Raw genomic sequence first — 22,295 nt, 5'->3', positions numbered from 1 at the left:
ACACACCATCGGGGAACGCGCATGGCCACGGCAACCCAAACCGCCCGCGAACACATCTTCGAGTGGGAGGGCAAGGACCGCAACGGCAAAGCGGTCAAAGGCGAAATGCGCGCCGTTGGCGAAGCCCAGGTGCAGGCGCAGCTGCGCCGTCAGGGCATCGTGGTCAGCAAGGTCAAAAAACGCCGCCTGGCCTCGGCCAAGCGCATCAAGCCCAAGGACATCGCCATCTTTACGCGGCAGCTGGCGACGATGATGAAAGCCGGCGTGCCGCTGCTGCAGGCGTTCGACATCGTCGGCCGCGGCAACCCCAACCCCAGCGTGGCACGGCTGCTGTACGACATTCGCACCGACGTCGAGACGGGCACCTCGCTGTCGGCGGCGTTTCGCAAGCACCCGATGTACTTCAACGCCCTGTACTGCAACCTGGTCGAAGCGGGCGAGGCGGCCGGTATCCTGGAAGAAATCCTCGACCGTCTGGCCAGCTACCTGGAAAAAACCGAAGCCATCAAAAGCAAGGTCAAGTCGGCGCTGATGTACCCCACCGCGGTGCTGGTGGTGGCCTTCATCGTCGTGTCGGTCATCATGATCTTTGTCGTGCCCGCGTTCAAGGAGGTGTTCACCTCGTTCGGTGCCGACCTGCCCGCGCCCACGTTGGCCGTCATCGCGATGAGCGAATTTTTCGTCGCCTACTGGTGGCTGATTTTTGGCGTACTGGGCGGCGGACTGTACTTTTTCTTCCAGGCCTGGCGGCGCAGCGAGAAAGTGCAGCGCTTCATGGACAGGCTGCTGCTGCGGCTGCCCATCTTTGGGCCGCTGGTCGAAAAGTCCGCCATCGCGCGCTGGACGCGCACGCTGGCCACGATGTTCGCCGCCGGCGTGCCGCTGGTGGAGGCGCTGGACTCCGTGGGGGGCGCCGCCGGCAACTCGCTGTACGCCGAAGCCACCGAAAAAATCCAGCAAGAAGTCGCCACCGGCACGGCGCTGACCCAGGCCATGACCAACACCGGGGTGTTTCCGTCGATGGTGCTGCAAATGTGCGCCATCGGCGAAGAGTCGGGCGCCATCGACCATATGCTCGGCAAAGCCGCCGACTTTTATGAGCAGGAGGTCAACGACATGGTCGCGGGCCTCTCGAGCCTGATGGAGCCCATCATCATCGTCATCCTGGGCACCATCATCGGTGGCATCGTGGTGGCGATGTACCTGCCGATTTTCAAACTCGGGGCCGTCGTGTGACCACAGCCGTCGCTGGCGGGACCGTCGCGCCGCTGCCGCCGGACATGCGGCGCAGCGCCGCGCTGGTGGTGGACGCCAACCCCACCGCCCGCATGACGGTGGCCGGCCAGCTGCGCGCGTTGGGCTTCAGCTCCATCACCCAGGTCGGCCGCATCGCCGATGCGCGGCGCGAAATCGAGCGCCACCCGTTCGACGTCGTGGTCTGCGGCGACAACTTCCCGCGCGGCGGCTCCGGCCAGGCGCTGCTGGACGACCTGCGCCGCAGCGGCCTGCTGCCGTTTGGCACCGTGTTCATCCTGATCACCGACGAGGCCACCTACCTCAAGGTGGCCGAGGCTGCCGAATCGTCGGTGGACAGCTACATCGTGCGTCCGTACTCCGCCGGCAGCCTGTACGACCGCATCGAGCAGGCGCAACGGCGCAAAGTCGCCCTGTGGGACATCCACCGCGCGCTGGAAGAAGGCCGGCACGACGATGCCGTCGAGCTGTGCCTGCAACGCTTCGCCAGCCGGGGCCCGCAGTGGCTGCAGGCGGCGCGCTGGGGCGCCGAAATCCTGCTGCGCCTGGGGCGGCTAGGGCAGGCGCAAGCGCTGTTCCAATCGATTTGGGACGCCGATCCCAAGCCGTGGGCGCTGCTGGGCGTGGCGCGCTGCCAGCTCGACGACGGCGCCCCCGCGGCGGCCGAACAAACCCTGCGCCAACTGCTGGAGCTGCACCCCGACGACCCCGACGCGCTGGACGTGCTGGCGCGCGTGCAAACGGAGCTGGGGCAGTTCACCCAGGCGCTGGACAGCCTGGAGCGGGCGCTGGAGGCTACGCCGCTGGCCATCGGCCGCCAGCAGCGGCTGGGCATGCTGGCGTTTTTGATCGGCAACCGCGACAAGGCGGTGGAGTTGCTGCAACGCGCCGCCACACTGGGGCTGGACTCCAAGATGTTCGACGCCGAAAGCCTGGTGCTGCTGGCCATCGCTGCCTACGAGCGCGACGACGCCGACGAGCTGCAGCGCCACCGCGCCGAGCTGCACAAGCGCGCCGCCGCCGACCCCGACGACGCCCGCCTGCAGCGTTTCGTCCAGCTGGCCGACGCGCTGCAGCGTGCCCAGACCGGCCACGCGCTGGACGACGACGTTGCGCGCTGGCACGACGACGCTGCCACGCCCGGCTTCACGATGGAAGCCGCCTGCAACCTCCTGGCGGCGCTGGCGGCGCTGACGCACCGCGGCCAGCTCGCGCCGCAGCCGGCGCTGGTGGAGCGTGTCGGCCTGCGCTGGGTCACCTCCAAGGCGATGGGCGAACTGCTGGCCAGCGCCGCGCGCCACCACACCCCCTACGCCGAGCAGTTGCGCCAGTGCGAAACCACCATGGTGCAGCGCATCGAGGCGGCGCTGCGCCGCGTTGGCGACGGTGACCCCGTCATGGGCCTGGCGGAGCTGGTGACCCTGGCGCAGCAGACCTACAACGCCCGCGCGGTGGAATCGGCCTGGCTGGTGCTGCAGCGCCACCGCAACCAACTGCCCAACGGCGAGCGCTGGCACCAGCAGGTTACCACGCTGCGCGCCGCCTACGGCACCGCGCGCCACCGCGCTGCGCTGGGCGACCCCCGGCTGCGCCCCGCCGGCGGCATCGCCCTGGGGCCGCTGGACCGCCGCCCCCTGCCCCCACGCCCTGACCAGCCCGCATGAACCCTTGGGACTTGTACGGCGCCACGGCCCTGGTGGTCGATGGCAACCCCACCTCGCGCTCCATCCTGGTGGCGCAACTGCGCGACCTGGGCGCGGCCACCGTGGCCCAGGCGCCGCGCATCGCCGACGCGCGCCGCCAGCTCGAATTTCGCACCTTCGACATCGTGGTGTGCGAGCAAAATTTCCCCAACGACCACGGCACCGGGCAGGAGCTGCTGGACGACCTGCGCCGCGCCGGGCTGCTGCCCTTTGCCACCGTGTTCATCATGGTCACGGCCGAGGCCACGTACGCCCGCGTGGCCGAAGCCGCCGAATCGGCGCTGGACTCGTACCTGCTCAAGCCGTTCACGGCGCGTCAGCTGGCCGAGCGCATCGGGTACGCCCGCCACCGCAAAACCGTGCTGCGCGACATCTTCAGCGCCGTCGAAGCGCAGGACTTCGAGCGCGCCGCCGAGCTGTGCCTGCAACGCTTCCACGCCCGGCAGGACTACTGGCTCTACGCCGCGCGCGTGGGTGCCGAGCTGCTGCTGCGGCTGCACCGCTACGACGAAGCGCAGCACCTGTACGAAGCCGTCGTCGAGGCCAAAGCCCTGCCGTGGGCCCGGCTGGGCGTGGCGCGCGCGCAACTGGATGCGGGGCAACCGCAAAAAGCCAGCGGCACGCTGCAGGCCCTGCTGGACAGCGATTCCGGCTACGCCGACGCCTACGACGTCATGGGCCGCGCGCAAATCGAGCTGGGCAACTTCGACGCCGCGTTGGCCGCTTACCGCATGGCCACCGAGCTCACGCCGTACTCGATCAGCCGGCTGCAACGCCACGGCATGCTGGCGCACTACTGCGGCCAGTGCGAGCTGGCCGAACAGATGCTGGCGCGCAGCGTGCGCCTGGGGCTGGACTCCAAAATGTTCGACGCCCAGACGCTGGTGCTGCTGGGCTTCATGCGCTTCGAAGCCAGCGACCGCAAGGGCCTGCAGCGCTGCATCGACGACGCCGGCCGCATCCTGGAGCGCCACCCCGAATCGCAGCGCCTGCAACGGCTGGTGCAGGTGCTGCACATCGCCCAGTTGCTGCTGGAAGCGCAAGTCGCGCGCGTGCTGCAGGGCTTGCGCGCCATGATGGCGCAACTGTTGGACGAAGGCTTCGACTTCGAAGCCGCCTGCAACCTCGCCACGCTGCTGGCGTACACCGCGGCACGCGCCATCCAGATCGACGAAGTCGAAGAGCGCCTGACCGTGCTGGGGCGGCGCTTTTGCACCTCCAAGGCGCTGACGGCCCTGCTGGCCCAGGCGGCCAGCGCCCACCCGCCCTACGCCGAGCGGCTCAGCGCCCTGTACAACGACGTGCTCAGCCTCATCGAAGGCGCCATGCGCCACAGCCTGGCGGGCAACCCGCGCGCCGCGGTGCTGGAGCTGCTCGCCCACGGCCACGCCACCTGCAACGCCAAAATCATCGAGTCCGCCTGGGGCACCCTCAAACGCTACCAAGCCTGCATCGACGACGCCGAGGCGCTGGCCGCGCGGCTGCAGCCACTGCGCACACGCTACCAGTCGTGGGCCAACAAACCCGTCATCGGCGACAAAGCCGCGCGCCAGGCGGGCGGCGTCAGCCTGCGCGTCATGGACGTCAAAAGCACCGAAACCTGAGCTATAATGCGCACCTCACGGGCCGATAGCTCAGCTGGGAGAGCGCCGCGTTCGCAATGCGGAGGTCGGGAGTTCGATCCTCCTTCGGTCCACCACGTGGGTTCTTAGCTCAGTTGGTAGAGCAGCGGACTCTTAATCCGTAGGTCGTAGGTTCGAATCCTACAGGACCCACCAGAGCATAAAACCAAAACCCGCGCACACATTGATATCAACCCAAAGCGTGGGACAGTCCTATTGCCACGTCCCGTCCTTTGCGCCACAATGCGACCCATGATGACAGTACGGCACGGGGCAACGTGCGCCGCCTGGGCGACGCTGGGGCTGGCTTTGGCGTTGGCGGGGTGCAGCACGCCGCCCAAACCGGCGGCGCAGGCGCCCGCGCCGGTGGTGGTGGCGCCGCCCGCACCGCTGCCTGCCCCAGTGCCGGAATTCACCGGCAAGGTGTCGCTGGCCAGCACCGAGCGTGAATACCGCCGCGACGGTGCCGCCCATCTGTATGAGCGTTATGCCAACCGCATCTACCGCGGCAAGTTGCCGCCGCTGCTGCAGGCGGTGGGGGTGATGCGGCTGACGATCGGCTCCCAGGGTGAGCTGCAGCGCCTGGAGTGGATGCGTGCGCCGGACCACGTGCCGCACGTCAAGGCCGAAATCGAGCGCATGGTGCAGGCGGCGGCGCCGTTTCCGGCGGCGCGGCGGCTGGGCAGCGTGGTGTACACCGACACGTGGTTGTGGGACAAGAGCGGGCGCTTCCAGCTGGACACGTTGACCGAAGGTCAACTGGACCGGCTGCCGGCCACCGCGCCGGCCAAACCCAAAGTCAAGGCACGCTCGCGCAGCACGGCCAGGGCTGGCGCCCAAGGGGCTGCGGTGGCGCTGTCGGACGGGATGGCGGCCGATGGCGCCGCCGCTCAGGCGCCGCGCTGACGCTCGCGCACCGACGACCACACCGACGCCACGATCAACGCCACGCCGACCAGGCCGGTGACGACTTCGGGCACGTGCACGACGGTGCCCATCAGCATGATAGCCGCCAACGCGCCGATGGCGTAGTGCGCACCGTGTTCCAGGTAGCGGTACGCTTGCAGCGTGCCGCGCTGCACCAGGTACACGGTCATCGAGCGCACGAAGATGGCGCCGATGGCCAGTCCCAGCATGATGACGACGACGTCCTTGGTGATGGCGAAGGCGCCGATGACACCGTCGAACGAAAACGACGCATCCAGCACTTCCAGATACAAAAAGCTGGCCGCGCCGCTGCGCTGCACGGTGGCCACGGCGGCGTCGCCCTGCTCTTCGCTTTCGAACAGCGCCCCCACCGCGTCCACCGCCAGGTACAGCACGATGCCACCGATGCCGGCGACGAAAACCCGCATCTGCTCCGCGTCGGGCACCCACCAGCGCGTCGAGAACACCACCAGCATCGCGATGAAGACGCTGATTTCATCGAACTTGGCCGCACGCACCATGCGCCGCTCCAGCGGCCCGAGCCAGTGCGTTTCTTTGTCGGCGTCGAAAAGAAAATTGAGAAACACCAGCAGCAAAAACGTGCCGCCGAAGGCCGAAATGACCGGGTAGGCGTCGGTGAGCACACGGGCGTAGGCGTCCGGCTCGCGCAGCGCCAGCCACACGGTGTCGAGCCAACCCAGGTCGGCGGACACGGCGACGATGACGATGGGAAAGACCAGCCGCATGCCAAAGACGGCGATCAGAATGCCCACCGTGAGGAACAGCTTTTGCCACAGCGGGCTCATCGTGCGCAGCACGCTGGCGTTGACCACCGCGTTGTCGAACGACAGGCTCACCTCCAGCACGGCCAGCACGGCGGTGATCCACAGCGCCGTCCACAGCCCCTGCGGTGTGCTCAGGCCCCACCACGCGGCCAGCGCCAGGCACAGCGCCGAAAACGCCAACGAAAACCCAAAGTGACGGATCATGGCTGGACCTCATAAGCCAGGTGGCCGCCCACGAGCGTGGCACGCACGCGCGCCGGCAGCTCGTGCCCTTCGAACGGCGTGTGGCGGCCCTGGCTGACGAGCGCGGCGGGCTCGACCCGCCACGGGTCCTGCGGCGCCAGCACGCAGACGTCGGCCACGCCGCCCACGGCGAGCCGCCCCAGGCTGGCGCCCAGCGTGCCCAGGCGCGCGCCCAGCACACGCGCCGGGCCGAGGGTGAGCACCTCGACCACGCGCGCCAGCGGCACCCGGTCTTGCTCGGCCCACTTGAGGGCCACCGCCGCCAGCAGCTCCACCGCGGTGGCGCCGGGCGTGGCCTCGCCAAAGGGCAGCAGCTTGTCGTCGGCCGACACCGGGGTGTGGTCGGACACCAGCGCGTCCAGCGTACCGTCGGCCAGGCCTTGGCGCAGCGCCTCCCGGTCGCGCTGCTGGCGCAGCGGCGGCTGCAGGCGCAGCCGGGTGTCGTAGTAGCCGATGTCGGTGTCGGTCAGCATCAGGTTGTGGATGCTGACGTCGGCGGTGACCGGCAGACCTTCGGCTTTGGCGCGGCGCACCAACTCGACGCCGGCGGCGGTGCTCAGGCGCGCGATGTGCAGCCGCACGGTGGCGCTGGGCGGTTGGCCAACGACGCTGCGCAGCAGCTCCAGCACCGTGTGCAGGGCGATGACTTCGGCCGCCGCAGGCACGCCCGGCAGCCCCAGCCGTGTGGCCAGCGGTCCGCTGGCCATGACGCCTTTACCGAGCCACGGCTCGTCGGGCCGCAGCCAGACGGTGTAGCCAAAGGTGGCGGCGTACTGCAGCGCACGCAGCAGCACCTGGGTGTTGACGATGGGGCGGTCGGCTTGGCCAAAGCCGACGCAGCCACGGTCGCTGAGCTGCACCATTTCGGCCAGCACCTCGCCGGCCAGCCCGCGCGTGAGCGCCCCCAGTGGCAGCACACGGCAGCGGTGCAGGGCTTCGGCGCGTTGGCGCAGCATGTCCACCAGGCCCGGCTCGTCCAGCACGGGGTCGGTGTCCGGCGGGCACACCAGGCTGGTGACGCCACCGGCCACGGCGGCGGCGGTTTCGCTTTCCAGCAGCCCGGCGTGCTCGCCGCCGGGCTCGCGCAGGCGCGCGCACAGGTCCACCAGGCCCGGCAACACCCAGCAGCCGCTGGCGTCCAGCACGCGGTTGGGGGCGAAGTCGGCCGGTGCGCTGCCGATGCCGATGATGCGCCCCGCGGCGATGGCCACGTCGGCCACGCGGTCGGTGCCGCTGGCGGGGTCGATGACACGTCCGTTGCGAATCAGCAGCTTCATGCTTCGTTGCCCGCGATGATGCCCATGACCGCCATGCGCACCGCAATGCCAAAGGTGACCTGCGGCAGCACCACGCTTTGCGCGCCGTCGACGACGCTGGAGTCGATTTCCACCCCGCGGTTGACGGGCCCCGGGTGCATGACGATGGCGTCGGGCTTGGCCCAGCGCAGGCGCTGCGGCGTCAGGCCAAAGCTTTGGTGGAATTCCTGGCTGGAAGGCAGCAGCGCGCCGCTCATGCGTTCGTTTTGCAGCCGCAGCGCGATGACGACGTCGCAGTCGCGGATGCCTTCTTGCAGCGAGTGGCACACGCGCACGCCCAGCTGCGCCAGGTCGGACGGCACCAGCGTGCGCGGCCCCACCACCCGCACGTCCGGGCAGCCCAGGGTGGTCAGCGCATGGATGTCGGAGCGCGCCACACGCGAGTGCAGCACGTCGCCCACGATGGCCACCGACAGGTTGCGGAAGTCACCCTTGTAGTGGCGGATGGTGTACATGTCCAGCAGGCCCTGGGTGGGGTGAGCGTGGCGTCCGTCGCCGGCGTTGATGACGTGCACGTGTGGCGCGACGTGCTGCGCGATCAGGTACGGCGCGCCGGATTCGCTGTGGCGCACGACAAAAATATCGGCCGCCATGGCCGACAGGTTGGCGATCGTGTCCAGCAGCGTTTCGCCCTTGGCGGTGGACGAGCGCGCGATGTCGAGGTTGAACACGTCGGCCGACAGGCGCGTGGCGGCGATTTCGAACGTGGTGCGCGTGCGCGTGCTGTTTTCAAAAAACAGGTTGAACACGCTTTTGCCACGCAGCAACGGGACTTTTTTGACCTCGCGGTCGTTGACGCTGACGAACTGCTGCGCGGTATCGAGGATATGCAGCAGGATGTCGCGCGGCAGCCCTTCGGTGGACAGCAGGTGGATCAGCTCGCCGTGGCGGTTGAGCTGCGGGTTGCGGCGGTTCATCGGGGCGCTCCTTGCGCGCGGCGCGGCAGCAGAGCAAAGCCAAAGCGGCCGTCGACGCTGCGGGTGAGCTCGAACGACTGCTCGGGCGGCAGCGGCAGGCGCACGGCGGCCGCATCGGCGGCCACCGGCAGCTCGCGCCCACCGCGGTCCACCAGCACCGCCAGGCGCACGCTGGCCGGGCGGCCGTGGTCGAACAGTTCGTTGAGCACGGCGCGCAGCGTGCGGCCGGTGTACAGCACGTCGTCGATCAGCAGGATGTGCGCGCCTTCGACGTCGAACGGCAACTGCGTGCGCGCACCGGCCGGCGCCAGCCCGCGCTGGGCGTAGTCGTCGCGGTGCAGCGTGGAGGCGACCACGCCCGCCTGGCCGGGCAGGCCCAGCTCGCGCTGCAGCCGCTCGGCCAGCCAGGCGCCGCCCGAGGCCACGCCCACCAAGTGCGTGGGCTGCGGCCCCGTGGCCAACAAGCCTTGCACGGCGCGCTTGAGCTCGGCGTACAGCGACTCGGCGTCCAGCGCCAGGGTGCCCGATGTCGGCGGGGCGGTCATGGCAGGCTCCTCAGGTATTGTTCCAAGATGATGCAGGCGGCGGCGGCGTCGGCATCGTGCGCGCCCAGTGCGTGGGCCTGCGTGGTGCTGTAGCGTTCGTCCACCTCGACCACCGGCAGGCCAAAGCGCCCATGCAACTGGCGTGCAAACCGCTGCGCGGCGCGGGTGTTGTCGTGCCCGGCGCCGTCGGGATGGTACGGCACCCCCACCACCAGCGCGTCCGGCTGCCACTGCCGCAGCAACGCCTGCACGCGCTGCCAACGCGCGTCGCCTTGCTCGTGCAGCGTCGACAGTGGGCTGGCGGTGCGTGTGATGCGGTTGCCGCTGGCCACGCCGATGCGGCGCAGCCCCCAGTCGAAGCCAAGGAAGGTTTGCGCCCGCGCGGGCACCACGCCCCACACGGTCAGGCCCGCCCTGCGTTTGGCGTCAGCATCCACGGCTGCAGCCCCAGCAGGGCCAGCGCGCGCTCGTAACGCTGCGCCAGCGGCACATCAAACAGCAGCGACTCGTCGGCCGGCACGGTCAGCCATGCGTTGTCGCCCAACTCAGACTCCAGCTGCCCCTCGCCCCACGACGAGTAACCCAGCGCCAGCAGCATCTGGCGCGGCCCGGCGCCCACCGAGACGGCTTCCAGCACGTCGCGCGAGGTGGTCAGCTCCAGCCGGGTGCCAGCCACCCGCAGCGTGGACGCGTAGGCGGTGGGGGGCGCGGTCCCCTCCTGCCCGGCGTCGTCATCCGCAGCGCCGGCCAGCGGTACCGGCTCGCCGATAGCTTCGTGCAGCACGAAGCCGCGCTCGGTTTGCAGCGGGCCGCCACGCAGCACCGGCATGTCGGCCCAGTCGGGACGGCCCAGCGGCAGCTCCAGCCGCTCGAACAGCTCCCCCAGCGTCACGCCAGCGGGTTTGTTGATGATCAGCCCCAGCGCCCCCTGCGGCGAATGCTCGCACACGTACACCACGCTGCGGCCAAACAGTTCGTCGTTGAGCCCGGGCATGGCGATCAAAAAATGATGCGTGAGGTTGATGGGGGCAGAATCCGAACTCATAGGCGTCCGATTGTACGGTCCACCCCATGCAGCACACCCCACGTTACGACAGCGGCCTGATGTGGTTTCGGCGCGACTTGCGCGTCGAGGACAACGCCGCCCTGTACCACGCGCTGCGCCAGTGCCGCAAGGTGTGGTGCGCGTTTGTCTTTGACACGGCGATTTTGGAGCCGCTGCGCCAGCGCGGCCTGAACGCCGACCGGCGCGTGGAGTTCATCCACGAAAGCCTGCTGGACCTGGACGAGCAGCTGCGCGCGCTGGGCCGCGCGCACGGCACCGAGGGGGTGGGCCTGATCGTGCGGCACGCGGCCGCGGCCGAGGCCATTCCGCGCCTGGCGGCGGAGTTGGGCGTGCAGGCGGTGTTTGCCAACCACGACGACGACCCTTACGCGCTGCAGCGCGACGCGCGCGTGTTGGGCACGCTGGCGCACCAGGGCGCGGTGCTGCACACCTACAAGGACCACGTGATCTTCGAGCGGCGCGAGGTGCTCACCGCCAACGGGCGCCCGTTCACCGTCTTCACCCCGTACAAAAACGCCTGGCTGCGGCAGCTGACGCCGTTTCATCTGAAGGCCTACCCGGTAGAGCGCTACGGCGCGGCGCTGGCGCCGGTACCCGCGCACCTGGCGCAGTCGTTGCCCACGCTGGCCGCGTTGGGCTTTGCCGCCACCAACCTGCGTCAGTTGCCGATGCGCACCGGCACACGCGGCGCGTACGCCATGTGGGAGGATTTTTTAGGCCGCATCGAGCGCTACCACCTGACGCGCGACTACCCCGGCGTCAAAGGCCCGAGTTACCTTAGCACCCACCTGCGCTTTGGCACGCTCAGCATCCGCACCGTGGCGGCGACCGCCCACGCGCTGCACACGCAGGGGCAAGCGGGCGGCAGCGCGTGGTTGAACGAGCTGATCTGGCGCGACTTTTACCACCAGATCCTGGCCAACTTTCCCCATGTGGTGGGGCATGCGTTCAAGCCCGAGTACGACCGCATCCGCTGGGAGCGCGGCCGCCACGCCGACGCGCTGTGGGCCGCGTGGTGCGAGGGGCGCACCGGCTACCCGCTGGTGGACGCCGCGATGCGCCAACTGAACCAAACCGGCTACATGCACAACCGGCTACGCATGATGGTGGCGAGCTTTTTAACCAAGGATTTGGGGCTGGACTGGCGCCGCGGCGAGCAGTATTTTGCCGACCACCTGCTGGACTTCGACCTCGCCGCCAACAACGGCGGCTGGCAGTGGGCGGCGTCCAGCGGCTGCGATGCGCAACCGTATTTCCGCATCTTCAATCCAGTGACGCAAAGCCGCAAGTTCGACCCCCACGGCAAATTTATTCGGCGCTACGTGCCAGAGCTGGCCGGCCTGGACGACGAGGCCATCCACGCCCCCTGGTTGTGCAGCCCGGGCGTGCTGGCTGCTGCCGGCGTGACGCTGGACAAAACCTACCCGCGGCCCATCGTGGACCACACCGAGGCACGCCAGCGCACCCTTCAGCGCTACGCGGTGATCAAGGCAGCCGGCTGAAGCGGCACCGCCGTCACAGCGGCACCATCTCGAAATCTTCCTTGCGCGCGCCGCACTCCGGGCACGTCCAGTTGACGGGCACATCTTCCCAGCGGGTGCCGGGCGCCAGGCCGTGCTCGGGGTCACCCGCGGCTTCGTCATAAATCCAGCCGCAGATCAGGCACATCCAGGTACGGTAAGGGGTCGTCATGGCCACCAGCAAGCTCGCAAGGGGTTGTCGATAGAATGGCGGGCATTGTAGTGCCGCCCATGACCACCGCCGACCACGACAACGCCCCCGGCATGCCTTGCGTGCTGTGCTTCAACGCCAACGATCCGTGTGGTGCGGCGGGTGTGGCTGCCGACATCACGGCTTTGGCCAGTGCCTCGTGCCACGCCTTGCCGGTGCTGACGGCCGTGTGGCTGGGCGACACGCGCCAGCGCACCCACCTGCTGCCGCTGGACGCCGACTGGATCGACGAGCAAGCCCGCGGGGTGCTCGAGGATATGCCCGTGCACGCCGTCAAATTGACACTGGCCGGCAGTGCCCAGGGCATGGCGGCCATCAGCGCCATTTTGAGCGACTACGACGAGCTGCCCGTGGTGACCTACGTGCCGGAGCTGGCGGCGCTGGATGACCCCAGCCGTGAAGCGCTGCTGGAAGCCGGCACCGAACTGGTGCTGCCGCAAACCGACGTGCTGGTGGGCAACCACCACACCCTGGCGCGCTGGCTGCTGCCCGACTGGGACGATGACCGCGCCCCCGGCCCGCGTGATATCGCACGGGCAGCAGCGGCCCACGGCGTAGCGGCCACCTTGGTCACCGGCCTGGCCAGCGGCGAGCGCATCGACAACCAGCTGGCCACGCCCGAGGTCGTGCTGGCCAGCGCGCCGTTTGAGCGCATCGACGTCGGCTTTGTGGGTGCGGGCGACACGCTGGCCGCGGCACTGGCGGGCTTGCTCGCGCACGAGGCCGAACTTGGCGAGGCGGCCACGCAGGCGCTGGCGTACCTGGACCAAGCGCTGGCGCACGGCTTTGTGCCCGGCATGGGCGGCGCCGTGCCGCAGCGCCTGTTTTGGGCCGATGCGCCCAGTGACGACGACCACGACGACAACCCATGAGCGACCGCAACCTGACCCTGTTCGACCGTGCCAAGGCCGTCATTCCCGGTGGCGTCAACTCGCCTGTGCGTGCCTTCAAGGCCGTCGGTGGCACACCGCGCTTCATCACCCGTGCGCAAGGCGCCTACCTGTGGGACGCCAACGGCCAGCGCTATATCGACTACATCGGCTCGTGGGGGCCGATGATCCTGGGCCACGGCCACCCGGAGGTGCTGCGTGCGGTGCAGGCCGCGGTGCAGGAAGGCTTGTCCTTTGGAGCCCCCACCGAGCGGGAAATCGAGCTGGTGGAGGAAATCCTGCGGCTGGTGCCCAGCCTGGAGATGGTGCGGCTGGTCAACTCCGGCACCGAGGCGGGCATGAGCGCCATCCGCCTGGCCCGAGGCGCCACCGGGCGGCCCAAAATCATCAAGTTCGAAGGCTGCTACCACGGCCACGCCGACGCGCTGCTGGTCAAGGCCGGCTCGGGCCTGGCCACCTTTGGGCACCCCACCAGCGCCGGGGTGCCGCCCGAGGTGGTGCAGCACACGCTGGTGCTGGAGTACAACAACGTCGAGCAGCTGGAAGCGGCGTTTGCCGAGCACGGCGCGCAGATCGCCGCGCTGATGATCGAGCCCATCGCGGGCAATATGAACTTTGTGCGCGCCAGCGTGCCGTTCATGCGGCGTTGCCGCGAGCTGTGCAGCCAGCACGGCGCGCTGCTGGTGTTCGATGAGGTGATGACGGGCTTTCGCGTGGCGTTGGGCGGCGCGCAAAGCCTGTATGCGCAGGCCATCCCGGGCTTTGCGCCCGACATGACGGTGCTGGGCAAGGTTATCGGCGGCGGCATGCCGCTGGCTGCCTTTGGTGGCAAGCGTGCGGTGATGGAGCAACTCGCGCCGCTAGGGCCGGTGTACCAGGCCGGCACCCTCTCGGGCAACCCGGTGGCCACCGCGTGCGGGCTGGCCACGCTGCGCCTGATCCAACAGCCGGGTTTCTTCGACGCCCTGGCAGCACGCACACGCGCGCTGGTGCAAGGGCTGCAAGCCGAAGCCAACCGCGCAGGGGTGCCATTCAGCGCCGACTGCGAGGGCGGTATGTTCGGGTTTTTCTTCTTGTCCGAGCTGCCGCGCAACTACGTCCAGGTCATGGCCAGCGACGCAGCGCGCTTCAACCGCTTTTTCCATGGCATGCTGCAGCGCGGTGTGTACCTGGCCCCGGCGTTGTACGAGGCCGGCTTTGTGAGCGCCGCGCACACCGACGCCGATATCGAAGCGACGCTGACCGCGGCCCGCGCCGTGCTGGCCGAGCTGACCTGACGCACACCGGCACCAGCACCGACAGCCCTTACGCTTCGGCGCCCTGCGGCACCAACCGGCGTGCCAGCAGGGCACCGCGCACCGGCTCGCCCAGCGGCACCCAAACCCGCAGTGGGTTACCGGCGGCCACGGTGATGGGCTCGCCATCGGCGTTTTGCATGCGCTCCACCCGCACGCAGCGGTTGCCAGCGGGGTGGATCACCTCCAGCTCGTCCCCCACGGCAAAGCGGTTTTTGGTTTCGACCAGCGCCCAGCCGTCGGCGCGCACGTCGAGCACATCGCCCACGTATTGGCTGCGCGTCGGGGTCGAATGCCCCTGGTCGTAGTTCTGGTAGGCCTGCGCGGGACGGCGCACCAGCAAGCCGCTGGTGTAGCCCCGGCTGGCCAAGCCCTCCAAGGCGTGCAGCAGCGCCGGGTCAAACGGCCGGCCCGCCACTGCGTCATCGATCGCCTGACGGTACACCTGGGCGGTGCGCGCCACGTAGTACACGCTCTTGGTCCGCCCCTCGATCTTGAGCGAATCGACGCCGATGCGCACCAAATCCTGCACATACTCCACCGCGCGCAGGTCGCGGCTGTTGAGGATGTAGGTGCCGTGCTCGTCTTCCATCACCGGCATTAGCTCGCCGGGGCGCGACGCCTCCTCCAGCAGCCACACGCGGTCGGCCAACGGGTGGCGCCGGCCGTCGCCGGTGGTGGCCCGCATCGCCTCGGCCTGCGCCTGCTCGTAGGCAAAGTCAAAATCGGCGCTCAATCGGCCCGCCGTGGTATCGTCGTCGGGTGCCTGCGCCCCGCCGCAGCCGCTGCCGCAACCCGCGCCGGCAAGCGGCTCGACATTGCCGGTCTCGGTCTCATCCGCCGCATGGGTGCGGTAGCGCCAGCGGCATGCGTTGGTGCAGGTGCCTTGGTTGGGGTCGCGGCGGTTGAAGTAGCCGCTCAGCAGGCAGCGCCCCGAGTACGCGATGCACAGCGCGCCATGCACAAACACCTCCAGCTCGACGTCGGGGCAAGCCTCGCGGATCTGGGCAATCTCCTCCAGGCTCAGCTCCCGGCTCAGGATGATGCGCGCCACGCCTGCACGCTGCCAGAACTTGACCGCCGCCCAGTTGGTGGTGTTGGCCTGCACCGACAGGTGGATCGGTATCTCGGGCCAGCGGCCGCGCTCCATCTCCTCGCGCACCAGCATGATGAGGCCGGCATCGGCCATGATGAGGGCATCCGGGTGCAGCTCGACCACCGGCGCCAGGTCGCGCAGGTAGGTGCGCACCTTGTCGTTGTGGGCGATCAGGTTGCTGGTGACAAAGAAACGCTTGCCTCGCGCATGCGCCTCGGCAATGCCCTGAGCCAGCTGCTCGAGCCGAAACGCGTTGTTGCGCGCCCGCAAGGAGTAGCGCGGCTGACCGGCATAGACGGCGTCGGCGCCAAAATCAAACGCGGCACGCAGGTGCGCCAGCGACCCAGCGGGCAGCAACAGTTCGGGGGCAGTGCGATCCATCACCCGATTATGGCCCCCGCGCTTGGCAGGCGGCGCCGGCCCCGGCTGGGCCAGCAGCGTGCGCGGAGCCGGCCAGCGGCATCGGGCTCACCTGTTGAGCCTGATGGCGGCGGACAATGTGTCCACGCCCGCCGTGCGGGCCCTGCACAGTTGCCGATGAACCATGCAGCGCGCTGTCCGCTCCCCTCTGGCCGCATTCCTGCGCCACCGCTACCGCGCCCATGTACAGGGCTGGCTGCTCGCATCCGTCGGGGCGATTACAGTGGCCTATGTGGGCACGCTGCCCAACGAGCCGCCGTGGCTGGCCTGGCCGGCTTCGTTCCTGAGTGCGCTGTTCGTGGTGAGTCTTGTGGTGGCGCTTTCGGCGCTGCTGCGCTTGCCCTGGTGGCTGTGGATGCCGTTGACCCTGGCTTCGATGGCCGTGGAATGGGCGCTGCGGCAGCTTTTACACCGCCCCTGGCGGCGCCGACCGCAGCCGCGCGAGCGCTGGCTGAGCAATCCGTTTGCGTGGTGGCAACGACGGCGGTTGAGCCGCCTGCGCCGACCCCGAAAAACGGGGCGGCCTGCGGCCTCTGTCATTCCTTTTCCGCGTGCGGCGGTGCCCAAGGCACAGGCACGCGAGTTCACCCGCGCACCCTGTCAGCCAGCCTGGTCGGCCGACGGGCTGTTCACCTACGTTGTCGAGGCTTTCGGGGATCACTGGACGTTGTGGATGATCAGCGCACCGCTGTGGATCCTGTTGTGGTTGTGGCTGATCGCGGATCAAACATTTCTGGTCGCGCTGTTCCTCACCCTGATTTTGTCGTTTGTCGGTAACCTGCTGCTGGTGATACCGCTTGCCGCTGCGGTGCTGGCGCTCGCTACGACACTGCTTGTTGGCGCGGGGATGACGCCGCTTGCGCGGCAGGCGGCTGTGGCACGGTGGCAGGCGCAGCGCGCCATGCCTGTCCACACGGCCCAGGCCCACACGCCGCCTCCCCCCAGCCAGCCCATCCACTGGGTCTGGCCGTTGCTGTTGGGGCTGTGGATCGGGCAGGCGTGGGGGAAGGATGAATGAACAGTCAGCCGCTGGTCTCCACCGGGCTCACCCCATGAGCCACCTCCTGCCGCATCATCGGCGGCATGGAGGATTTCGTCGCCAACATTTCTGCCGTCGTCTCGCCTGCGCCGGGCTGCGCTGCGCCCTCGATACGCGCGCGGCTGTGGCTGCCGGGGTACGCCTTTGCGCCCGAGGACCGCTTCTTTCGGTTGTGGCTGCTGCTCGCCGATGGGCGCGTGCTGGCCTTGCGCCTGCCCTACGGCGCGCAGCCGGATGACGCGCTGATTGCGCCTATCGTGGCGGCATTGGCCGATGATCTGCGCGGCGCGCGCTGGGAGGTGGAGATTGCGGGCCTGGGGCCGGTGGCCGTGCTCTATGCCGCGCCGGTGCTGCCGCTGCCTTCGCGCACGCATGCGGGCTTTGTGTTCGATGCCGACTACCAGCGTTTTGTCACCCAGCTTGATGCCGAGGTGATGCGGCTGCTGCTGTGGCTGGAACGCGCGCCTACGCCGTCGGCCGTGGCGCCAGGACCTGGTGAGGCGCCGCACCCGGTGCCTTTCCGCTTTCTCGTCTCGGTGCGCAATTACAACCGGCTCGCCACGCTGCCGCCTGTGCTGCGCGAGCGGCGCATGCAGGCCTTGCGGCGCTTTCCAGCGCTGGTGGCACCGATTCTGCTCACCTTCCACCATTCGCCCAATGTGCAGGGTGGCAAGCGCCACGCCTGGCGCGAGAAGGACGAGGCGATGGAGGCAGTGATCGACCAGGGGCGCGACCTCACCGGCGCGCTGGCGCAGCACTACGGGATTTCGCGGGGGCTGGTGCGCGCGCCGGTCAACACCCTGCTGTGGCCGGCGCCCAGCCATGTCGCCCGGCGCGGGTATCTGGCGATGCTCGATGCGCTGCCGGCCAACCAGCGCCCGGATGTGGTCGAGTTCGAGCGCTGGCAGTTGTATCTGGCCAATTACTTTGCGCTGCTGGGCGAGACGGAGAGGGGCGATCCGCTGCCGCAGCCGCCGGCGGTGCATCGCGGCGCGTTTCGCCTGGGCTGGACGCGCACCTGGGAGACGGCGGCGCGGCGCTATGGCAACCTGCACCCGGCCTTGGCCGATTGCCGCGACTTCCTCGCCGCCGTGCGCAACCGGGCGGCGGCGCTATTGCGCCGACCCTATGGCCCCTCCAGCGGGCGGCTGACCGCCGGCTGGCTGGCCTGCCATGGCCTGCTGGGGCTGCTTGAGGCCTCCCAACGCTGGCACCGGTATCAGCCCGCGCGCGATCCACGCTGGCGTGTGCCGGAGGGCTTCCGCCTGCCGGCGATCCTGGGCGAATACACGGCCGACGGGCACAGCGCGCGCGAACTCCTCACCCCGCAGGCGCTCGCCGAGGAAGGCGCGGCCATGCATCACTGCGTGGCAAACTATTGGCCGGAGGTGGTGAACGGAGATCGGCTGTTTGCGCTGCAACTTTCCGATGGCGAGCGGGCCACGGCGCAGTATGCCGTGGATCCGCCGTATGCGCCCGACGAGGGAACGCGCTACGAGCTGGTGCAGTTGCGCGGGCCTTTCAACCGGCAGGTGAGCCGGGCCATGCAGGCCTGGGCGGCGCGCATCCTAACAGAGCTCAATGCCCCGCAGCGCGCCGATGCCCGCGCGCAAGCCTACGATGCAAGCCTGGCGCTGAATCATGTTTGGCGCGATGCCCGCCAAGAGGCTGCCGTGCTCGATGCCAAGACCGAGCGCCAGTTGGCCGCGGTGCTCGCCTGGTTCGGCACCACCCCGGTGCCGCAGGATGTCATCCTTGCCGACTTCATTGCCGGCTTCCAGTATCACGAAGGCCCCAAGCTCGAGGATGAGCTTGCCCCCGGCCAGCCGCTTGATCTGGTGCGCGAGCCTGACAACCCGCACGACCGGCAGGCGGTGCGCATTGACTGGCATGACCACAAACTCGGCTACGTGCCGCGGCGGAAAAATGCCGATATAGCCGCGCGGCTGGCGCGTGGTGAGCGCCTGCAAGCGCGCATTATCGCCGTTGACCGCGCCGCCGACCCTTGGGCGCGGGTGGAGTTTGTGGTGCAGGCGGCCACCGTGACACCGGAGGTTGAGCATGCCACCGCATAAAGGCTTTTTTACGTAGCAGAGCGGGATCACCCCGATGTGTCTGTCTATCCTGCCGACTTGAACCGTTGCCACCTACCAATCGCAATCGCAGTCGTCCCCGCCACCGAAGAGCGAAAACAGCGCGGAAATCCCCAACGCGATGAAAGCGAACTTGAAAACGCCGCTGGAAAACGGCCGGTCGGCGCGCCAGAAGAAGACACCCAGCAGCAAAACCAGCCCGAAGATAACGAAGCTTTCCGTGGCGATGCCGGCGATGAGGGCAAGGAAGAGATCGGTGATCATGGGGCCTCCTCTGCAGACCGGCCCATTGTGCGCGGGGGACAGGCTCAAATCATGAGCCTATGCACGGCTACTTTTGGCGTAAAGCCGGGCCACCGCCGCCGCCTCCTCGGCCACGCGGCGGCGAAGCACCTTGGGGCGCTCCACCACCACATGCCGCCCATGGCGCAGGATGTCCATGATGAGCTCGCGCTCGTCGGCATAGGGCACTTCGAGGCGATAGCTGCCATCGGGCAGCGTCGTGCCGACCTGATCCTTATGCCAGCGCTCCTCCCGCACCCAGCGTGCGCGCTCGGGAGAAAAGCGCAGCACGGCTTTCGCTTTGGGCTTGCCAGCAAAAATGCCGTAGGCACTGGCCAGATGCGCATCGAGCTGGGCGTCGGGGATCTCCTTGGCGGCTGGCCGCAAGGGCTTGACCCGCTGCAGCGTGTCCAGCGCAAAGGTGCGCAGCCCCCGCCGCCAGTGGCACCAGGCGTCCAGATACCAGTTGTCGCGGTAGTGCACCAGCCGCTGGGGCGAAATGATGCGCGTGTTGGTCTCATCCCGCGCACGGCTGTAGGCGGCGATCTCCAGCCGCCGTCGCTCAAAGAGCGCCTGGCTCACCTCGACGAAAAAGCGTGGCTCCACCGCCCGCCGCGCCACGGATAGCAGCCGCACGCGCCGCGCGATCGCTTCGGCGCTGTGGCCGCCTGCTTCGAGCAATGCCGCCAACCGCGCCGTCAGCGGGGCCACATGGGCGGCCAGCACCCCAGGCTCGATGTCGGCCAGGAGTTTTTGCGCGGCCAGCAGCGCATACAGCTCGCCTGCCGAGAACCACAGCCCCGGCAGTTCGTAAGCGGGACCCGTGGCCGGCGCGCCGTCAAAACGATAACCGCCGGCTTGCCGGTCCCAGACGATGGGGGCATGCAGCCGCTCGCGCAGATATTCGAGGTCGCGCTTCAGCGTCGCGCGCGACACGCCAAGTTCTTCCAGCAGCGTCGCGAAGGACACCACCCGCCGCTCGTGCAGCAGTTGGTCGATTTTGTAGAAGCGCTCGGTGCGGTTCATGGCGGGGCTGCCTCCCCTGACCCTTGCCACGTGCTCCAGCCGGCCGGGCCGTGGCTGGCCAGCCCCAGCGCCTGAAGCGCATGCAGTACCGCTTCCACCGCGCGCGCCGGTTGGCGCTTAAAGTGCGCGGCCAACACCTCCAGCGGCTGCGGCTGGTTGGTGAGCAGGTCGCGCACGGTCTGAATCTGCTCGCGCAGGTCCTTGGGCCAGTTCTTCGCGCCGGTGGTTGGAGCGGCCTTGGCGGTTGCCTCGTCCTCGCCCAGGTCGACCTCGGTCTGCACAGGGGTGGACGTAGTCGTAGCAGGCTCCGCTGCCGCAGGGTTCTGATACTCCGGGCGCAGCCAGCGGATTTTGCCCTGTGCCTCCTCGGCGGCGCGGCGCGCATTGAGGGCGACCAGGCGGGACAGCAGCTCTTCTTCTGCCGCCGCCTGTTCGGGGGCTTTGTCGGTCAGCGGCGTGGTGGCGCCGGGGCGGCCGATGAGCAAAGCGGCCAGATCATCCCAGCCATAGGCGGCAAACACGGCGCGGTCGAGGTCGTCGTGCAGGGCCTTGAGCACGCTCACCAGCCCGGCCTCGTGGATGGCCTTGTCCTTGGCGCTCAAGGGTTCACCTATGCGCAGTTTTTCCAGCACGTTGTAGAGGCCGGTGAGGGTGAGTTCCGGATGGGCGGCCTGCTGGCGCTTGCGATGGGCGTCGATCTGTTCGGCCAGCTCGGCAATGCGCTGGCGAAGCTCGGGGCTCAGGCCGGTGTCTTCGTCGGGGAAGGGGAAGGTTTCAAAGCAGCGGGTTTTGTTGTAGCGCGGACGATCTTCAAGCGTGCCGCCCACCGCCAGCGCCCATGCGACATGGATTCGGGAGGAGAGCACGCCCAGGTGGTAGGCATCGGTTATGGCGATATTGACCAGCATGTTATCCGGCAGGATGTCGGCCTCAAGAAACTGGAATAGGCGGTGCTTGGCAGTTTCCACCGTGGCGATATAGCGGGGCAGGCCGGCAGACATTGAGCGCCATTCGCGACGGGGTTCACCAAAAATCCACCAGTTATTGCGGTAGCTGGCGCGCTTGTTCTGGTCGCGTTCCGGTTTGACTCGCTCCAGTACCCATTGGTAGATGGCCGGATGGCAGCGGCGTACCTCGTCTTCGGTCAGGCCAAAGAGGTCAATGACCAGTACGCCACGGGGTTTGTCGGTCAGGTCACGGCCATTGCGGTAAGCGCGGATGACGCTGTGGTTGGATAGGTTCAGCCCCCTCTCCCCCAGCCCCTCCCCCGCGAGGGGGGAGGGGAGAAAACTGCCGGCAGTTAGTTGTGACGCATCCAGTAACGGAACACGGCCTGCCCCCTCCCCCCTCGCGGGGGAGGGTTGGGGAGAGGGGGAAAGCGCAGGCAGGTCTTCCGGAGTGACAATAAAGCCCGCGCCTATTAGTTGAACACCACGAGAAGCGATATTGGCATTGGCCCACAAGGCCACCGCCCCCGCCACATTCGCACCGATGGTCAAATCCGCATGAATGGTGCCTTCGCGTTCGGCAAGGGTGACTTCGTGGGCGTCTTCGCCGGTTTCGCGCTCGGCGGTGACGGTGAGGAGGGTCCCCCTCCCAACCTCCCCCGCAAGCGGGGGAGGGGCTTGTACCCCCACGGTCATGGCGATGCGCACGGCAGCGCCGTCGGCGGCGTCCACCCAGGGGTGGTCGGGGATGGCAAAGGCCAGCGCCAGCGGGTTTTGTTTCGCCCCAAGCTGGGCTTCGAGCACGCGGCGGTTGAAGGTCTGCTTGATGCTGTTGGTGGTGATGAAGCCAAAGCGTTTGGCCTGACCTGCGCGCACGGTTTCGGCGGCGATGTGCCACCAGTACATGACGAAGTCGGCGGATTCGGGTACTTCCGGCCAGGTGGCGCGCACGGCGTCCACATAGCCATCGCCTAGGGCCTGTTAACACTATCGCAACGATTCGACGATCAGTGCGAAGTGGATGAAGGCCGCGAACATGACGTCGAGCTTGTCGAAGCGGCTGAAGATGCGGCGGAACCCTTTCAGACGGCGGAACAG

20 protein-coding genes, 2 tRNA genes and 1 pseudogene are annotated in these 22,295 nt (G+C 68.4%); 11 read left to right on the top strand and 12 right to left on the bottom strand.

Going from position 1 to position 22,295, the window contains the following annotated elements; all coding sequences use genetic code 11:
• Positions 1 to 21: 21 nt before the first annotated feature.
• The 6 genes from Taqua_RS00115 (at position 22) to Taqua_RS00090 (ending at position 5,485) form a co-directional block, all read left to right on the top strand.
• Positions 22 to 1,236 carry a type II secretion system F family protein gene (locus tag Taqua_RS00115; RefSeq protein WP_144324030.1) on the top strand — a complete coding sequence of 405 codons (1,215 nt, stop codon included), beginning with the start codon at positions 22 to 24 and terminating at the stop codon, positions 1,234 to 1,236.
• Positions 1,233 to 2,918: a tetratricopeptide repeat protein gene (locus Taqua_RS00110; RefSeq protein WP_144324029.1), complete on the top strand. Its 1,686-nt coding sequence runs from the start codon at positions 1,233 to 1,235 to the stop codon at positions 2,916 to 2,918. Before Taqua_RS00115 ends, Taqua_RS00110 begins: the two co-directional genes overlap by 4 nt.
• Positions 2,915 to 4,561 carry a response regulator gene (locus tag Taqua_RS00105; protein ID WP_144324028.1) on the top strand — a complete coding sequence of 549 codons (1,647 nt, stop codon included), beginning with the start codon at positions 2,915 to 2,917 and terminating at the stop codon, positions 4,559 to 4,561. The genes Taqua_RS00110 and Taqua_RS00105 overlap by 4 nt, the downstream gene beginning before the upstream one ends.
• 19 nt (positions 4,562 to 4,580) lie before the next feature.
• Positions 4,581 to 4,656, top strand: a tRNA-Ala gene (locus Taqua_RS00100).
• Between the two features lie 3 nt (positions 4,657 to 4,659).
• Positions 4,660 to 4,735: transfer RNA gene (locus Taqua_RS00095), tRNA-Lys, on the top strand.
• A gap of 96 nt (positions 4,736 to 4,831) precedes the next feature.
• Positions 4,832 to 5,485, top strand: coding sequence for a hypothetical protein (locus Taqua_RS00090; RefSeq protein ID WP_185969520.1), 654 nt, complete (start codon positions 4,832 to 4,834; stop codon positions 5,483 to 5,485).
• Here the strand turns inward: Taqua_RS00090 and Taqua_RS00085 are convergent.
• From Taqua_RS00085 to Taqua_RS00060, 6 genes are read right to left on the bottom strand one after another with little or no spacing between them, the layout of a single operon-like run.
• Positions 5,470 to 6,492 (bottom strand): DUF475 domain-containing protein, encoded by a 1,023-nt coding sequence (locus tag Taqua_RS00085; protein ID WP_221933901.1) that lies wholly within the window; start codon positions 6,490 to 6,492, stop codon positions 5,470 to 5,472. The genes Taqua_RS00090 and Taqua_RS00085 overlap by 16 nt on opposite strands.
• Positions 6,492 to 7,811 (bottom strand): dihydroorotase, encoded by a 1,320-nt coding sequence (locus Taqua_RS00080; RefSeq protein WP_144324026.1) that lies wholly within the window; start codon positions 7,809 to 7,811, stop codon positions 6,492 to 6,494. Before Taqua_RS00080 ends, Taqua_RS00085 begins: the two co-directional genes overlap by 1 nt.
• Positions 7,808 to 8,767: an aspartate carbamoyltransferase catalytic subunit gene (locus Taqua_RS00075; RefSeq protein ID WP_144324025.1), complete on the bottom strand. Its 960-nt coding sequence runs from the start codon at positions 8,765 to 8,767 to the stop codon at positions 7,808 to 7,810. The genes Taqua_RS00080 and Taqua_RS00075 overlap by 4 nt, the downstream gene beginning before the upstream one ends.
• Positions 8,764 to 9,312 (bottom strand): bifunctional pyr operon transcriptional regulator/uracil phosphoribosyltransferase PyrR, encoded by a 549-nt coding sequence (gene pyrR / locus Taqua_RS00070; protein ID WP_144324024.1) that lies wholly within the window; start codon positions 9,310 to 9,312, stop codon positions 8,764 to 8,766. Before pyrR ends, Taqua_RS00075 begins: the two co-directional genes overlap by 4 nt.
• Positions 9,309 to 9,749 carry a Holliday junction resolvase RuvX gene (gene ruvX, locus Taqua_RS00065; RefSeq protein WP_425472541.1) on the bottom strand — a complete coding sequence of 147 codons (441 nt, stop codon included), beginning with the start codon at positions 9,747 to 9,749 and terminating at the stop codon, positions 9,309 to 9,311. The genes pyrR and ruvX overlap by 4 nt, the downstream gene beginning before the upstream one ends.
• Positions 9,716 to 10,357: a YqgE/AlgH family protein gene (locus Taqua_RS00060; RefSeq protein ID WP_144324023.1), complete on the bottom strand. Its 642-nt coding sequence runs from the start codon at positions 10,355 to 10,357 to the stop codon at positions 9,716 to 9,718. The genes ruvX and Taqua_RS00060 overlap by 34 nt, the downstream gene beginning before the upstream one ends.
• A 26-nt stretch (positions 10,358 to 10,383) precedes the next feature.
• On the opposite strand from Taqua_RS00060, the gene Taqua_RS00055 reads away from it, so the two are divergent.
• Entirely contained in the window at positions 10,384 to 11,880 is a 1,497-nt protein-coding gene (locus tag Taqua_RS00055; protein WP_144324022.1) for a cryptochrome/photolyase family protein, read from the top strand.
• Between the two features lie 13 nt (positions 11,881 to 11,893).
• Here the strand turns inward: Taqua_RS00055 and Taqua_RS00050 are convergent, their stop codons facing one another.
• A complete protein-coding gene (locus Taqua_RS00050; protein WP_132961928.1) occupies positions 11,894 to 12,070 on the bottom strand; it encodes a rubredoxin in 177 nt (58 codons plus the stop codon).
• 59 nt (positions 12,071 to 12,129) lie between these two features.
• Here Taqua_RS00050 and Taqua_RS00045 point away from each other — a divergent pair, with 59 nt between their 5' ends.
• Positions 12,130 to 12,981, top strand: a complete 852-nt coding sequence (locus Taqua_RS00045) for a bifunctional hydroxymethylpyrimidine kinase/phosphomethylpyrimidine kinase (RefSeq protein WP_144324021.1) — start codon at positions 12,130 to 12,132, stop codon at positions 12,979 to 12,981.
• Positions 12,978 to 14,276 carry a glutamate-1-semialdehyde 2,1-aminomutase gene (hemL, locus tag Taqua_RS00040; protein WP_144324020.1) on the top strand — a complete coding sequence of 433 codons (1,299 nt, stop codon included), beginning with the start codon at positions 12,978 to 12,980 and terminating at the stop codon, positions 14,274 to 14,276. Before Taqua_RS00045 ends, hemL begins: the two co-directional genes overlap by 4 nt.
• A gap of 28 nt (positions 14,277 to 14,304) precedes the next feature.
• Here hemL and trhP read toward each other — a convergent pair whose 3' ends face one another.
• Entirely contained in the window at positions 14,305 to 15,771 is a 1,467-nt protein-coding gene (trhP, locus tag Taqua_RS00035) for a prephenate-dependent tRNA uridine(34) hydroxylase TrhP (protein ID WP_144324019.1), read from the bottom strand.
• A gap of 163 nt (positions 15,772 to 15,934) precedes the next feature.
• Here trhP and Taqua_RS00030 point away from each other — a divergent pair, with 163 nt between their 5' ends.
• Positions 15,935 to 16,828 (top strand): hypothetical protein, encoded by an 894-nt coding sequence (locus Taqua_RS00030; RefSeq protein ID WP_144324018.1) that lies wholly within the window; start codon positions 15,935 to 15,937, stop codon positions 16,826 to 16,828.
• Positions 16,829 to 16,893: 65 nt separating this feature from the next.
• A complete protein-coding gene (locus Taqua_RS00025) occupies positions 16,894 to 18,924 on the top strand; it encodes an HIRAN domain-containing protein (RefSeq protein WP_144324017.1) in 2,031 nt (676 codons plus the stop codon).
• 72 nt (positions 18,925 to 18,996) lie between these two features.
• Here Taqua_RS00025 and Taqua_RS00020 read toward each other — a convergent pair whose 3' ends face one another.
• The 4 genes and pseudogenes from Taqua_RS00020 to Taqua_RS00005 form a co-directional block, all read right to left on the bottom strand.
• Entirely contained in the window at positions 18,997 to 19,206 is a 210-nt protein-coding gene (locus Taqua_RS00020; protein WP_144324016.1) for a hypothetical protein, read from the bottom strand.
• Positions 19,207 to 19,263: 57 nt separating this feature from the next.
• Complete coding sequence (locus Taqua_RS00015; RefSeq protein ID WP_144324015.1) at positions 19,264 to 20,250, bottom strand: helix-turn-helix transcriptional regulator; 987 nt, start codon at positions 20,248 to 20,250, stop codon at positions 19,264 to 19,266.
• The gene (locus Taqua_RS00010; RefSeq protein ID WP_144324014.1) at positions 20,247 to 22,157 is read right to left on the bottom strand and encodes a type IIL restriction-modification enzyme MmeI; all 1,911 of its coding nucleotides are present in this window, start codon (positions 22,155 to 22,157) and stop codon (positions 20,247 to 20,249) included. The genes Taqua_RS00015 and Taqua_RS00010 overlap by 4 nt, the downstream gene beginning before the upstream one ends.
• A 27-nt stretch (positions 22,158 to 22,184) precedes the next feature.
• A pseudogene (locus tag Taqua_RS00005) lies at positions 22,185 to 22,295 on the bottom strand (IS5-like element ISCARN85 family transposase); the annotation flags it as partial.

The sequence above is a fragment of the Tepidimonas aquatica genome (assembly GCF_007556585.1).
GTDB classification, from domain to species: domain Bacteria; phylum Pseudomonadota; class Gammaproteobacteria; order Burkholderiales; family Burkholderiaceae_C; genus Tepidimonas; species Tepidimonas aquatica.
The sequence above is the reverse complement of the archived record's forward strand: the minus strand, read 5'-3'. Positions and strand labels throughout refer to the sequence as shown.

Excerpts from the sequence above, each read along its gene's own strand:
- Taqua_RS00115 (WP_144324030.1), top strand. The coding sequence starts at position 22 with ATGGCCACGGCAACCCAAACCGCCCGCGAACACATCTTCGAGTGGGAG.
- Taqua_RS00105 (WP_144324028.1), top strand. The coding sequence starts at position 2,915 with ATGAACCCTTGGGACTTGTACGGCGCCACGGCCCTGGTGGTCGATGGC.
- Taqua_RS00090 (WP_185969520.1), top strand. The coding sequence starts at position 4,832 with ATGATGACAGTACGGCACGGGGCAACGTGCGCCGCCTGGGCGACGCTG.
- Taqua_RS00080 (WP_144324026.1), bottom strand. The coding sequence starts at position 7,811 with ATGAAGCTGCTGATTCGCAACGGACGTGTCATCGACCCCGCCAGCGGC.
- Taqua_RS00075 (WP_144324025.1), bottom strand. The coding sequence starts at position 8,767 with ATGAACCGCCGCAACCCGCAGCTCAACCGCCACGGCGAGCTGATCCAC.
- pyrR (WP_144324024.1), bottom strand. The coding sequence starts at position 9,312 with ATGACCGCCCCGCCGACATCGGGCACCCTGGCGCTGGACGCCGAGTCG.
- Taqua_RS00060 (WP_144324023.1), bottom strand. The coding sequence starts at position 10,357 with ATGAGTTCGGATTCTGCCCCCATCAACCTCACGCATCATTTTTTGATC.
- Taqua_RS00055 (WP_144324022.1), top strand. The coding sequence starts at position 10,384 with ATGCAGCACACCCCACGTTACGACAGCGGCCTGATGTGGTTTCGGCGC.
- Taqua_RS00050 (WP_132961928.1), bottom strand. The coding sequence starts at position 12,070 with ATGACGACCCCTTACCGTACCTGGATGTGCCTGATCTGCGGCTGGATT.
- Taqua_RS00045 (WP_144324021.1), top strand. The coding sequence starts at position 12,130 with ATGACCACCGCCGACCACGACAACGCCCCCGGCATGCCTTGCGTGCTG.
- hemL (WP_144324020.1), top strand. The coding sequence starts at position 12,978 with ATGAGCGACCGCAACCTGACCCTGTTCGACCGTGCCAAGGCCGTCATT.
- trhP (WP_144324019.1), bottom strand. The coding sequence starts at position 15,771 with ATGGATCGCACTGCCCCCGAACTGTTGCTGCCCGCTGGGTCGCTGGCG.
- Taqua_RS00030 (WP_144324018.1), top strand. The coding sequence starts at position 15,935 with ATGCAGCGCGCTGTCCGCTCCCCTCTGGCCGCATTCCTGCGCCACCGC.
- Taqua_RS00025 (WP_144324017.1), top strand. The coding sequence starts at position 16,894 with ATGGAGGATTTCGTCGCCAACATTTCTGCCGTCGTCTCGCCTGCGCCG.
- Taqua_RS00020 (WP_144324016.1), bottom strand. The coding sequence starts at position 19,206 with ATGATCACCGATCTCTTCCTTGCCCTCATCGCCGGCATCGCCACGGAA.
- Taqua_RS00015 (WP_144324015.1), bottom strand. The coding sequence starts at position 20,250 with ATGAACCGCACCGAGCGCTTCTACAAAATCGACCAACTGCTGCACGAG.